At 56.9% G+C, this 13418-nt stretch carries 11 protein-coding genes and 1 riboswitch; of the genes, 4 read left to right on the forward strand and 7 right to left on the reverse strand.

Translation table 11 applies throughout. The features are described 5' to 3' along the window. Positions 1 to 14 precede the first annotated feature (14 nt). The 5 genes from CFB04_RS16670 to sucC all read right to left on the reverse strand — a co-directional run bounded on the left by CFB04_RS16670 (position 15) and on the right by sucC (position 7197). A complete protein-coding gene (locus CFB04_RS16670) occupies positions 15 to 2816 on the reverse strand; it encodes a GPMC system transcriptional regulator (protein WP_088536445.1) in 2802 nt (933 codons plus the stop codon). An 87-nt stretch (positions 2817 to 2903) separates the two neighbouring features. Continuing rightward, on the reverse strand, positions 2904 to 3662 hold the full coding sequence (locus CFB04_RS16675) for a GPMC system MBL fold metallohydrolase (protein WP_088536446.1): 759 nt from the start codon (positions 3660 to 3662) through the stop codon (positions 2904 to 2906). 66 nt (positions 3663 to 3728) lie between these two features. Next, on the reverse strand, positions 3729 to 4829 hold the full coding sequence (locus tag CFB04_RS16680; protein ID WP_088536447.1) for a homoserine O-acetyltransferase: 1101 nt from the start codon (positions 4827 to 4829) through the stop codon (positions 3729 to 3731). Between the two features lie 95 nt (positions 4830 to 4924). Continuing rightward, a riboswitch (SAM riboswitch) is annotated at positions 4925 to 5026 on the reverse strand. A 79-nt stretch (positions 5027 to 5105) separates the two neighbouring features. Next, positions 5106 to 5990, reverse strand: coding sequence for a succinate--CoA ligase subunit alpha (gene sucD / locus CFB04_RS16685; protein WP_088536448.1), 885 nt, complete (start codon positions 5988 to 5990; stop codon positions 5106 to 5108). 28 nt (positions 5991 to 6018) lie between these two features. Then, positions 6019 to 7197, reverse strand: coding sequence for an ADP-forming succinate--CoA ligase subunit beta (gene sucC, locus CFB04_RS16690; protein ID WP_088536449.1), 1179 nt, complete (start codon positions 7195 to 7197; stop codon positions 6019 to 6021). A gap of 287 nt (positions 7198 to 7484) precedes the next feature. Here sucC and CFB04_RS18155 point away from each other — a divergent pair, with 287 nt between their 5' ends. Continuing rightward, positions 7485 to 7649, forward strand: coding sequence for a hypothetical protein (locus CFB04_RS18155; RefSeq protein ID WP_197692529.1), 165 nt, complete (start codon positions 7485 to 7487; stop codon positions 7647 to 7649). 3 nt (positions 7650 to 7652) lie between these two features. Here the strand turns inward: CFB04_RS18155 and CFB04_RS16695 are convergent, their stop codons facing one another. Continuing rightward, entirely contained in the window at positions 7653 to 9182 is a 1530-nt protein-coding gene (locus tag CFB04_RS16695; RefSeq protein WP_088536450.1) for a YifB family Mg chelatase-like AAA ATPase, read from the reverse strand. A 79-nt stretch (positions 9183 to 9261) separates the two neighbouring features. Next, positions 9262 to 10206 carry a thioredoxin-disulfide reductase gene (gene trxB / locus CFB04_RS16700; protein WP_088536451.1) on the reverse strand — a complete coding sequence of 315 codons (945 nt, stop codon included), beginning with the start codon at positions 10204 to 10206 and terminating at the stop codon, positions 9262 to 9264. Between the two features lie 165 nt (positions 10207 to 10371). Here trxB and CFB04_RS16705 point away from each other — a divergent pair, with 165 nt between their 5' ends. From CFB04_RS16705 to ilvA, 3 genes are read left to right on the forward strand one after another with little or no spacing between them, the layout of a single operon-like run. Continuing rightward, on the forward strand, positions 10372 to 11094 hold the full coding sequence (locus CFB04_RS16705) for a hypothetical protein (RefSeq protein ID WP_088536452.1): 723 nt from the start codon (positions 10372 to 10374) through the stop codon (positions 11092 to 11094). 41 nt (positions 11095 to 11135) lie between these two features. After that, positions 11136 to 12131: a cation diffusion facilitator family transporter gene (locus CFB04_RS16710; RefSeq protein ID WP_088536453.1), complete on the forward strand. Its 996-nt coding sequence runs from the start codon at positions 11136 to 11138 to the stop codon at positions 12129 to 12131. A 32-nt stretch (positions 12132 to 12163) separates the two neighbouring features. Then, on the forward strand, positions 12164 to 13372 hold the full coding sequence (gene ilvA / locus CFB04_RS16715; RefSeq protein ID WP_088536893.1) for a threonine ammonia-lyase: 1209 nt from the start codon (positions 12164 to 12166) through the stop codon (positions 13370 to 13372). The last annotated feature ends 46 nt before the right edge of the window (positions 13373 to 13418 follow it).

Consider the following 13418-nt stretch of genomic DNA (forward strand, 5'->3'; position numbering starts at 1 on the left):
CTCTTCGCCCCCCCTCATATCTTAACCGTCTTGTATAGAAAATTCTTGAAACGGAAAAAGCGTTTCCGTTCTTCTTCATCCCCATTTACATCACCGCTGATGGCCTTGAGGTGACGGGCGATCTGCGGCATGCTCCGTCCCGCAATATTCCTGCTTTTTTCTACAACCAACCTTACCACATCCCTCGATATTGCGTTTTGTGAATAAGGCTCGTACACGGCCTGCCAGAAGTCATGGCCTTCGGCGATTTTTTCCAGTATGTTTCCTGCTATCTGGCTTGTTAGGAGCTGCGTCGCACCTTCGGGTGGTGACTTGAGCATGTCATACTCGATCGCACGCTCAATATCGTCTTCATCGATGAATTTCCCTTTGCGGAAGAAGATGGCGCGCAGCAGTATGCTGCGGAGTTCCCGGATGTTCCCCTTGTAGCTGTGCGCTACCAGCACCCGCTTTGCCTCTTCGGTAAGAACAGGCTGTGTTTCCCTGGAATCATCTTTGCTCCAGTAGGTCCTGTAGAGCTTACCAAGGAAATGCGTTGCGAGGTCCGGTATGTCCTCATGCCGCTCGTTAAGGGAGGGGACCTTTACGGAAAGTTCCGAGAGCCGGTGGTAGAGATCCTCACGGAAGTTCCCCTTGCTGATTTCATCCATGAGATTGCGATTTGTGGCGGCCACTACCAGCACGCGACTGAACCGGTCCTGATTGTCGCCGAGCCTGATGAACCCCCCATTGTCGAGGAATCGTAGCAGCTGCACCTGAGTCTTGGGGTCCGCATCCCCGATCTCGTCGAGAAAGACTATACCCCCGTGGGCTTCCTCCAAAATACCTTTCCTGTCGCTGTATGCGCCGGTGAATGCTCCTTTTTTGTGACCGAACAGCTCCGAGTAAGTCAATTCTCCGCTGTAAGCGGCTATATTTGTTTTCTTGACGGGCAGCTCTCCGGTAGGATTGATTTCGTCGCGGTACATCTCGTTCAGCTTGTTGTAGAGGTTGTTGAAGAAGAATTCCTTTCCCGAACCTGTTTCCCCGAGCACCAGGATTGACGGCAGGCCTATGGTGGCTTCACGAAGAACATTCTTGCTCCAAAGCGCGATCCTGTTGAACAGGGGGACTGATACGGTGTTGATGAAGTCGACTATCTCCTGGGCCTTCCGGCTGTTGCCGATGATGTTTCCGAGGCGGTAGGAGGAGATCTGCGGATCTTTATATGCGACGTCGGTCTGCAGCCTGGTGACTTCGCTCTGAAGCCGGTCGATACGCTGGATGTCCGAGATGTGCCGGGCCGTCAGCCTGTCGATGATCTGGAGGATCTGCTTGTGCTCTTCCGTAAAATAGTTGGGGGAGAGGGAGTTGAGGCAGACGACCGCAATGACTTCGTCGTCGCAGATTATCGGGACAGCCATCTCGCTCTTGATAAGCTCGTTCATTGATCGGTGAAACTGTGCCCCCTGCTGTTCCTCTTCTACATGGCTGATGATCTTCGGCTGCTTTGACCAGGCCACATACCCGGTCAGGCTTCGCTCTTCGGCAGGAAGTTCATGGCCGCCAATTCTGAACGGCGGGATGTATTTCTTGAGCCATTCCTTGTTTTTGGCTCCGACAATGCTGCCCTGCTCATCTTCCACGACAAGCCATTTCCCCCCTTCGCGCTCCTCCACGATCGCGATGCTGCCGGTATCGGCGCCGATCAGTTCCGTCGCCTTTGAAAGCACCTTGGTGAGGAAAGAGTGGAGCCCCTCATTCCGTTGCTGGAGGAGGTGTGTTATTTCCGCCAGCACCTTTATCTCCAGGTGCTCGCCCCCTATTTCGTGGATCGCTCGCTCCACCATTTCGGCGTGTGTCTGCAGGAGCCCCATTTCAAAATCGGAGAACCGGTAGACTTCGCGGGTGAAATAGTTTACGAGGCAGATGACCTTCCTCGTGGCAGGCTCGTAACGCGGAACCACGTAGAGGGAGCGGAGTGCCATCTGCTCCGTTAAGGCGCGCTTTTGAAGGGTGTGCTGTGTGAGGTCCGCAATAAAGATCGGGCGCAGCAGGCGGTCGTCAGAGATGACCCCGTCATCCCTTACGTACTGAGATATGAGGGACTTCCCCTTTTGCAGATCGATAGCCCCCTGCTGGTCGTAAAGAGCCTTCATCTCTACATCTTCCGAATAGCTTGCAAGAATTTCCAGCGCACCCTGGCTGCTGTGATGGGAGGGGACAAGCACCGAGGCAAGGGTCAGGCGGTCGATGAGCCGGACGGCGGATCTCACCATGAACCCTGCTGCTTCCCGTTTTTTATATTCATCCACCCTGCGGGCCAGCAGGAGCTGCTGATGGTATATCCTGGCGTGGTCAATGCGATCGGCGATGCCGGTGACGAACTCGTTGAGCAATGACTTTTCGCGGGCGCCGAGCACTTCGCCCGGCTGGTCCTGGTCAATGCATACCACTCCTATCGATTTTCCGTAGCTGGTAACCGGAATCAAATATGACGAGGCGATGTTGAACCTTGAACAGAATTCCCGGTCCTGTGCCGGGCCGTGCCCCAGGGTATCCCTGAATTCGGTGGCATATTGTGATGCAAAAACGCTGGAAACCATTGCCGAGCGGGAGATGATGGGAAAGGTGACTTCCCGCACTTCGCTCGCAAAGGGCCCGGCAGCGTAGCTGCAGGTTAGAGAGCCGCGGGTAAGATCCTCAAGATACGCCCGCACCCTTTCACGTCCCGTGACGGTCCGTATTCCTTCCACGACGCTGTGCAGCATCTCGGTAAGGTTTTCCTTGCCATACCCTTCGATTTTTTCCTGCAGACGGACAAGTTGCCGTTTCATGTGTGCTCTCGCTGAGTAAATTTTTACACTGAAGGGTCACTGTAAAGAAATCTTCAGGTGGTGTCAAGGTGGGAGAGGGCTGGGGCTCTAGGAGCAGTCGATGGAGAGGCCATCGTAGGCCAGCTCGATGCCGGGGGGTAGATTGCGGCCATCACTGTATGGGACTTCGTGGGTAAGGTGGGTCAGGATTGCCCGCTTGGGGTTAAGCTTCCGGACCATATCCAGTGCGCCGTCGATGTTGAAATGATGCGGATGCGGTGTGTAGCGCAGACCGTCGATGATTAGGAGTTCGAGGTTTTCGAGGAGGGGAAGCGACGTGTCCGGAATCAGGCTGCAGTCGGTGAGGTACGCGGCATCGTTGAACCTGTAGCCGGTAGCGGGCATCGAGCCGTGCCGAAGGGGGACCGGTGTGATCCTGCATCCGGCAAGGGCTACGGGGCCTTCAATGATGTGAGGTTGGAGTAGCTTTGCATAGCCGGCCCGTTCCAGTCCGTCAAAGATGTAGGGGAACTTCTCCATGATCGCTTCCATTGTTTCCCTCTCCCCATAACAGGGAATCACCCTCTTATGTATGAAATGAAATCCTCTCATGTCATCTATGCCATGGATGTGATCGGCATGGGCGTGAGTGAAGAAGACTGCATCGATATGGGGAATTCCCGCGCGTATGGCCTGCTTCCTCAGGTCGGTCGAAGTGTCGACGAGGAGGTAGTGTCCCTCGGTTTCGACGAGGATAGAAGCTCTTGTACGCTTGTCGCGTCGATCGGTGGAGGTGCAGACATTGCAGCGGCAGCCGACCATCGGGACGCCGGTGGAGGTGCCGCTGCCGAGTATGGTGATTTTCATGGTACTTCCTTGCGAGGCATACGCTGAAAATACCATGAGAAAGAGGGGGAGGCAAGGGGGCCGCGGCTAGCCAAGCCTGTCCAGAAACGCACGTATGAGCGGCGCGAAGGTCTCATGTTCGAGCAGAAATGCATCATGGCCGTAGGAAGAGGGGATCAGATGGTATTCCGCGTCTTTCTTCAGGTCGTGGAGGGCCTGCACCATTTCCTCGGTCTGATAAGGGGGGTAGAGCCAGTCGGAAGTGAAGGCGAAGAACTGGATGGGGACCTGTACCGGCGCGAAAGCTTCATGCAGGCTGTCGCATCCCAATGCCGCATCGTAGAGATCCAGAGCCTTGGCCAGATAAAGAAAGGAGTTGGTGTCGAAGCGATCGACGAAGTTGTAGCCATTGTAGGTAAGATATCTTTCGACTTCGAACTGGCCGAAGAAGTCGAACTGCCCATCCTTCGCCGAAAAACGTCGGCCGAATTTGGCAGTCATCGATTCATCGGAGAGAAAGGTGATGTGTCCTATCCCGCGGGCCAGCGCCAGGCCGTCCTTCGGATTCTTCCGGTACTCTCCCTTCTTCCAGCTTGGGTCGTTGAATATGGCCCATCTGGCCACCGCGTTCATGGCGATGGCCTGCGCGGATGGGCGGGGCGTCGTAGCGAGGGCAATGGCCGAAGCAACACGATCTGGAAAGCAGATTGCCCATTCCAGGGCCTGCATGCCTCCCATGCTGCCGCCGAGAACGGTCAGCAGCTTATCGATTCCAAGATGATCTATCAGGAGTTTCTGCGCCCGCACCATGTCCCGTACCGTGACCACCGGAAAGGACAGGTTGTATTTCTTTCCGGTTTTCGGATTGATGGAGGCCGGGCCGGTCGAGCCGTAGCACGAGCCTATTACGTTGGAGCAGATTACACAGTAGCGGTCGGTATCCAGCAGCCGTCCCGGCCCGACGACAGCGTCCCACCATCCCGGCTTTGCTTCATCGGCGTTGTATCTTCCGGCCAGATGCGCACTGCCTGTCCATGCATGAGTGACGAGGATGGCATTGGTCCGATCCCTGTTCAGTTCGCCGTAGGTCTCGTAAGCAAGGGTTATGGGGCCGAGAATCCGCCCGCTCTCCAGTCGCAGGTCTACATCGAAGGTTATGGATTGAGGTTCAACGATTCCGGTGTACATTTAGTTCCAGTCTGGTCAGGTAGGTTCCAAGCGACAAAAAAGCCCCTTTTCATGATGAAAAGGGGCTTTGGGGCAGGATGGGCAGTTCAGCGCCTTTCTCATCTTTGCCTTTCGGCAGGATTTAGCACCTGGCGTCCGCTGGCGGACCGGTTGCTGTGGCTTCGCAGGGCCTATCCCTCCACCACTCTTTATAAGAAAGCGAGTATTCAATTGTGCGGGAAGAATAACGAAAGGGCGGCGCCTTTGTCAACGGAAAACCAGCGGCACCTGCTTCCTCTATTTTTTCTCCTTTCGTCCGAGAGCATGGAGCATGGCGTGCCCCATCCTTGTCGGACTCTGCGACACCGTGACTCCACATTCCTGTAAAGTTCTTATCTTGTCTTCAGCTTTTCCCTTGCCGCCCGTGATGATCGCCCCCGCATGCCCCATTCTTTTGCCCGGAGGGGCGGTAACTCCTGCGATGAAAGCACCGACCGGCTTTTTCATGTTTTCCCGGATCCATTCAGCAGCTTCTTCTTCTGCCCCGCCGCCGATCTCTCCGATCATGAAAACACCCTCGGTTTCTTCATCCTCATTGAAGTGCTTCAATACGTCGATGAACTTCAATCCGATGATGGGATCACCTCCGATGCCGACGCAGGTAGACTGGCCTAGACCCACTTCGGTCAACTGCTTTACCGCCTCATAGGTGAGCGTTCCGCTGCGGGACACGACGCCGATTTTACCCGGCTTGTGAATGTATCCCGGCATGATGCCTACCTTGCACTGCCCGGGAGTGATGACACCTGGGCAGTTGGGGCCGATCAGCTTCATCTTTTTCCCGTCAAGTATTCGCCGGGCCTGTACCATGTCGCGCACCGGAATCCCCTCGGTGATGCACACAGCGAGGTCTATTCCTGCATCTGCCGCTTCCAGTATGGCGTCTGCGGCAGCAGGGGGCGGAACGAAAATCATGGAGACCGTCGCTTGCGTGTAATGCACGGCTTCCTCGACGGTATCGAACACCGGAATCCCCTCGATGTGTACGCCACCCCTGCCCGGGGTTACCCCGGCGACTATCTTGGTGCCGTAATCGCGGCACTGCTGGGTGTGGAAGAGGCCGCTGCGGCCGGTTATGCCCTGCACGAGAACCTTTGATTCACTGTTCAATAATATCGCCATTGCATTCTCTCCTGTCTGATGGTGCGTTTCAGGCTTCCTCGTGCTTGTCGTGATTGAGCATTGCTACTATTCTGGCAGCGCCATCCCCCAGGTTTTCCCCCACCTGTACATTCAGCCCTGATTCAAGAAGCAGTTTCTTTCCTTCTTCCACCTGCGAACCGTCCATCCGTACCACTATCGGAAGTGTGCAGTGAACCTCCGAGGCGGCTTCGATGATCCCCTGTGCTATGATGTCGCAGCGCATGATGCCGCCGAAGATGTTGACGAATACTCCTTTGACGTCGGCGTCCTGAAGGATGATCTTGAAGGCTTCCGCTACCTTCTCCCGCGTTGCTCCACCCCCTACATCCAGGAAATTCGCCGGTTCGGCACCGAATTCCTTGAGGACGTCCAGAGTTGCCATGGCGAGGCCCGCTCCGTTGACCATGCATCCTACGTTGCCCTGGAGCTTTATGTAGGAGAGGTCATACTTGCTCGCATTGATCTCCAGCGTATCGAGCTGGGAATAATCGAGCATGTCCGGGTATTCCCGGTGCCGGAACATCGCGTTGTCGTCGAAGTTGATCTTGGCGTCCATTGCCATCAGCCAGCCCGCCTTGGTGATAACCAGAGGGTTTATCTCTACGAGGAAGCAGTCCTTCTCCAGGGCGCAGCGGTACAGGTTGAGGATGAGCTCCACGCAGTCCTCGCAGATGCTTCCCTTGAGACCTAGAGCGATGGCGATTTTCCTTGCCTGATAGGGGCGCAGTCCCGTATAGGGGTCGATGGTAAGAACATGTATCTTGTCCGGCGAGCGTCTAGCCACCTCTTCTATTTCCACCCCTCCTTCCGCCGAAGCGATGAGGCAGTAGCGGGATGTCTCTCTGTCAAGGGTTATGGAGAGGTAGAACTCGCGTGCAATCTCCACCGCCTCTTCCACTAGGATCCGTCGTACCCGCAGCCCTTCCGGCCCTGTCTGCGGCGTTACCAGCCTGCGGCCGAACAGTTCCTTGCCGAGTTCCTGGGCCTGCTCGGGGTGATGGACCAGCTTTACACCTCCTCCTTTTCCCCTTCCCCCCGCATAAATCTGTGCCTTGACGACGCACCGTCCCCCCATCTCCTTAGCCGTCCTCTCGACCTGGTCGGAGGTGAGGGCTACGCGACCGCGGGGGACCGGTATGCCGTAGGAGCTGAGAATTTCCTTCGCTTGGTATTCATGGATATTCATGGCTTCTCCGTTTTAGTCATAATAAATTTTTTTATCTATATCATAATGTGATGGCGGGGCAAGAACTTTTTAACGTTTCCTCCGCCTAACAGTGTATCGCCTTCTTGTAGAAGTGCCTTTAGCTTTTGTTCATGATTATTCTTATTAGGTATCATGCCTGCGGTCATAGTCAATCGGGGTGATTAGGTAAGCAGTACCACGCCTTGAACCGCCCTTCCGAGCTGGTACAATTGACGTACAGCCGCTGTTCTGCAATGAGAGCGGCTGCAACGGGAGAGGGGGGGGCGATGGATTTCGACAACACCGACTATGAATATCTTCCTGAATGCACGGACGGCTGTGGAGCGATAACGGAATGGCTGAGGAGCAAGAAGGCGGCCCATGACGTGGCGCATGCTCATGACGCCGACCGGGGGCACCATTCGGTCGTAAGGGAGAGGATGCGGGCGTAGCGGTTACTCGGTTTTCCGGTCGAGACTACGATACTGGATAGCTTCCGATATGTGGTTGTCGCGGATTCGATCGCTCCCCGCCAGGTCGGCTATGGTCCGTGAAACCTTGAGGATCCTGTTATAGGAGCGCGCGGAGAGGCCGAGGCGGTCCGTGACTAGTTCGAGCAGGCGGTGTCCTGCTTCGTCGAGTTCGCAGTGCTTCTTGATGAGGCGTGGCGTCATCTGCGAGTTGCAGTGTACTTTGGTGCCCCTGAACCGCTCCTGCTGGAGAAGCCTTGACTGCTCCACCCGCTTGCCGATGTCAATCGAGGTTTCCCCATCACGGCTGTCGGAGAGATCACGATACTTGACACCAGGAACCTCGATGTGGATGTCGATCCGGTCGAGCAGCGGCCCCGAAATCCGGGAACGGTACCGCTGCACCATGATCGGTGTGCAGGAGCACTGATGAAGGGGATCGCCGAGATAGCCGCAGGGGCAAGGGTTGAGCGCGCTGACCAGCATGAAGCGGGAGGGGTAGGTCATCGAGGTGAGGGCACGGGAGATGGTGACCCGCCCATCCTCCAGCGGTTGGCGTAGCACCTCCAGGACATGTTTCTTGAATTCCGGAAGCTCGTCGAGGAAGAGCACGCCGTTGTGGGATAGGGAGACTTCCCCGGGCCTCGGGGAGTTGCCGCCGCCGATCAGTCCGATATCGGATATGGTATGATGAGGCGAGCGGAAGGGACGGCTGGCGATAAGAGCCTTGTCTCTGTCGAGCAGTCCCATGACGCTATAGACCTTGGTCGTTTCGATTGCTTCGTCGAAGGACATTGGGGGGAGGATGGAGGGAATACGTCGGGCCAGCATGGTTTTGCCGGAGCCGGGAGGGCCGATCATCAGGATGTTGTGCCCACCGCTGGCCGCGACCTCCAGGGCGCGCTTCGCGTGCTCCTGGCCTTTCACCTCGGAAAAATCATCCCCATATTCTGCGTTCTGCCGGAATAGCGACTGAACGTCGACACGGTGCGGATTCAAATCCAGCTCGCCGTTCAGGAATTGAACCACCTCGGCCAGTTCTGTTACGCCGATGATGTCGACTCCTTCGACTACGGCAGCTTCACCGGCGTTGTCCTTTGGAACGATGATGCCCGCGAGATTGCTGGCTCGGGCGGCGACTGCTACCGGGAGGGCACCCCGTATCGGTTTTATCCGTCCATCGAGGGAGAGTTCGCCGAGGAGCAGGTAGTTCCTCAGACGGTGGTCCTTTACGACGCCGGTTGCGGCAAGGATGCCGATGGAGATGGGGAGGTCGAAGGCGGCGCCTTCCTTTCGGATGTCTGCGGGGGCTAGATTTACCGTGATCCTTCGATTCGGAAACTCGTAGCCGGAGTTTTTCAGAGCCGATTTGACGCGGTCTTTGCTTTCCTTGACCGCGCCGTCAGGAAGACCGACCGTTGCGAACTGGGGGAGCCCCTGGGCGATGTCCACCTCCACGTCGACCAGGATTGCATCGATGCCGAGCAGGGCGCTGCTGAGTACCTTGGCAAGCATCATTTCCCTTTCATAAGGCGGCATGCACCATGGTCTTTGAAATGGCTGAAGCTGTTACCTGAGCTGAGACGGGGAAAGACTAGCTTTTATGCATGTCCAGGTATCGCTCCGCATCCAGGGCTGCCATACAGCCAGTGCCGGCGGAGGTTATCGCCTGCCGGTAGACCGAGTCCTGGACGTCCCCGGCAGCGAAAACTCCGGGGATGCTCGTGGCGGTATAGTTTCCTTCGGGGCCGCAGAGTGTCCGGATATAGCCATTCTCCATGTCGAGCTGTCCGGCGAAGATCTGCGTGTTAGGTGTGTGGCCGATTGCGATGAAGGCGCCGTGCACGGGAATTTCCTTGGTCGAGCCGCTGGAATGCCTGAGGCGCACTCCCGTGACTCCTGTTTCGTCGCCGAGGACCTCATCGAGCTCGTGGTTCCACTCGATGGTCACATTCTGCTTCGTCCGCTCGATGAGTTTGTCGGCCATGATTTTTTCGGAACGGAGCCTGTCGCGGCGATGAACCACTGTCACATGACTCGCGATGTGGGAGAGATAGAGAGCTTCTTCTACCGCAGTGTTCCCCCCCCCGATGACGGCCACCGGTTTGCCGCGATAGAAAAAGCCGTCACAGGTGGCACATGCGGAGACCCCTTTCCCCTTGAACTTCTCTTCTGAGGGGAGGCCGAGGTACCTGGCGGAAGCTCCCGTCGCGATGATGAGCGCATCGCAGGTGTAGACGCCGGCATCTCCTTCGAGGCGGAACGGACGCTGGTTCAGGTCTGCTTTACTGATGTGATCTATGATGAACGTTGTATTGAACCGCTCGGCGTGGAGGCGCATCCTCTCCATCAGGTCTGGGCCCTGCACCCCTTCCTGATCGCCGGGCCAGTTGTCGACGGCGGTGGTGGTCATGAGCTGCCCCCCCTGCTGCAGGCCGGTGATCAGGGCGGGGTTCAGGTTGGCTCTTGCTGCATATATCGCTGCGGTATAGCCGGCCGGGCCGGAGCCGAGAATGAGCAGTCGATGGTGCATGATCATTTTCTAATCCTCCTGCTGATTTGTGGCTACCATACCAGCAAGCGCCCGGGATTGCAAGGCTCCATAGCCTGAGGAGCGCGACTCGAAGCCGGCCGGGGTTGACCGGAGAGGATCGCTCTGGTAGACTCACTTCGTTTTCAGAAAATCTCATTAATTGGAGGGGTGATGAAAAGACTGCTGATGGTATGTATCCTCGTTGCGGCTTTTGCCGGGCAAGCGACCGCCGGCGACATCAGATTTACCAGTGCGTTCACGTCCGGTGAATTCCGGGAGCTCAGCAAAGAACTCGGGGCTGCTCTTTCCTTCAAGAACAATCTCCCTCCGCATCCCCTGGGGGTCACCGGTTTCGATATAGGCGCTGAGGTTAGTGTCGCCGACATCAAGGAAGAGAGCAGTCACTGGAGCCGGACCACCGCCCCTTCGGTCATAGTGTTGCCTAAGCTGCGGGCGCGCAAAGGCCTGCCCTTCGGGATCGACATTGGCGGCATGTATTCCAATGCCGGAAACACGGATATCGAGCTATACGGCGTGGAGCTGACCAAAGCGATCATCGAGGGGGGGCCTGCCACCCCGGCCCTTGGCCTTCGGGCGGCATACACAAAACTGACAGGCTTAAGCGATCTGGACCTGCAGACGGTCGGCGTGGATGCGAGCATAGGCAAAGGGTTCCTCTTCATCACTCCTTACGTCGGCGCCGGGATGCTCTGGATCGACACCGAGGCAAAGGGGGAGTTGCAGCGGTTATCCGGGTCGCTTTCCGAGGAGATCTGGCAGCCGCGGTTTTTCGGGGGTGTAGAGATAAAGCCCCTCCCTCTGTTGCGAGTGATAGGTGAAGTCGAGTACGCCGTACGGCCGGTTTATTCGCTGAAAGCGGCCATCGGCTTCTGAAAACAGGGCCGGATGGCCGAATTCACCAAAGGTGGTACTCAATGGAAGGTGAAGCACATCTCGATCAGACCATAGCAGGCCGCTTCAAGTACGCTATAGTGCTTACCGCTCTCACCCTTGTGGCGGAGGTGGTGGGGGGAATCTGGACCAACTCCCTTGCTCTCCTCTCCGATGCGGCCCATGTGTTTCTGGACATCTTCGCCCTGGTCCTCTCCCTGGTGGCCATCAAGCTCGCTGCTTTCCCCGCCACCGACACGCGCACCTTCGGCTGGCATCGGGCGGAGGTTTTCGCCTCGTTCATAAACGGGATCACCGTGTTTCTCATGGCACTCGGGATCTTCTACGAAGGGTGGCATCGGTTGTTCGATCCCCAGGAGGTGAAGAGCCTGCCGATGTTCATCATTGCCGTGATCGGCCTCGTAATGAACCTCTTTGCAGCATCTGCCCTTCACCAGCATTCACATGACGATCTAAACGTCCGAAGCGCGTTCCTGCATGTGGTCGGGGATGCTGCGGCATCGGTGGGTGTGATCGCCGGCGGCCTTGTGATGTATTTCACCGACTGGTTCGTGGTGGACGCTGTAATTTCCATATGCATCGCCTTCGTTATCTTCTGGGGGGCGTGGCGCGTCCTTCGGGAGGCTTCACACATATTGCTTGAAGGTGTGCCGCGGGGGTTGAGCGTGCCGGAAGTTGTCGAGGCGATACATGCAGTGCCGGGGGTGAATCACGTCCACAACCTCAACATCTGGACAATCTGCTCCCATATCCTCGCGCTCTCGGCGCATGTGGACATATTGCCGGAATACAAGGAGGAGCGGCAGGCCGAGGTGTTGCGCGCAATAGAGGAAATGCTTATGCAGCGGTACCATATCTCGCATACGACGCTCCAGGCCGAGTGCACCATGTGCATCGAGGCTCCCCCCGTAATCAAGGAACTGCGCCACCGGCCCCGCGTGAGGGATCAGCACGGCCATCATCATGACGATGGCGGCCATGCTCATGGGCCTGGCTGCGCCCACGGCCATCACCACTGAATTGCGGTCTATTCATGACACATACCGACAAACTGCTCGATTACTCTCTCGTCGCTGAAGCTGCGGACCGGCTTAAAAAGCGCATCCGCCGCACAGAACTCATTCATTCCCACCCCTTCAGCGAAAGATGCGGCCTTCCCGTCTATTTTAAATGCGAAAACCTGCAGCGCACGGGCTCCTTCAAGATACGCGGAGCACTGAACTTCATGACTGCGCAGCCGCGGGAAAAGCTCGAACGTGGCGTAATTACTGCCTCGGCGGGCAATCACGCCCAAGGGGTCGCTTTCTCTGCCGATCTTCTAGGGGTGAAGGCGGTCGTCTACATGCCGGAAACCACCCCCCCGCAGAAGGTATTCTCCACCCGGGATTACGGGGCGGAGGTGGTTCTTACCGGCCGGAATTTTGATGAGGCCTTTGCGGCGGCCCGCAAAGCCGAACAGGAAAGAGGGGCACTTTTTGTCCATCCTTTCGACGATCCTCTCGTAATGGCGGGGCAGGGGACGATAGGCCTGGAAATACTCCATGACCTTCATGATGTTGCCAATATTCTGGTTCCCATCGGAGGAGGAGGCCTCATTGCCGGGATCGCACGGGCTGTCAAGGAGATGCGTCCGGGTGTGCGTATAATAGGGGTCGAGGCGCAGGCGGCTCCCTCCATGCACTTCTCCCTTCTCCAGGGGAGGATCATGGAGACGCCGCTGGCGGTAAGCCTTGCCGACGGCATTGCTGTCAAACGTGTGGGAAAAAACACCTTCCCGGTCGTGCAGGAGTTGGTGGACGAAGTGGTGCTGGTAGAGGAGGAGGCGATTGCCCAGGCCATCGTAGCCCTACTCGAGAAGACGAAGTTGCTCGTCGAAGGGGCGGGAGCAGTGACGCTGGCTGCGCTCCTGTCGGGCGCGGCGTCGGGCCTGTCAGGCAAGACGGTTTGTCTGCTGTCGGGGGGGAATATCGATGTAAAGACTATATCTGTAGTCGTGGAAAGGGGGCTCCTGGCCGCAGGACGCTACCTGAAGCTTCGGGTGCAGCTTGACGATGTTCCCGGCTCTCTTGCCAAGCTCGCGACTGAAATTGCCGCTGCAAAGGCAAATATCTCCATCATAACCCATGACCGCCGCTCGAAGTCGCTCCCCATCGGGAAGACTGAGGTACTGGTGGAACTTGAAACACGTGGTTATGAACATATCCAGGAAGTGATCGGCTATCTTGAGCGGGTTGGTTACGAGATTGAGGTGTTGAAGTGACTACTTGCTCTCCTTCAATGGTTTGATAGAAAAAACGCCCTGCATC

Source organism: Geobacter sp. DSM 9736, assembly GCF_900187405.1.
Lineage (GTDB): Bacteria > Desulfobacterota > Desulfuromonadia > Geobacterales > Geobacteraceae > DSM-9736.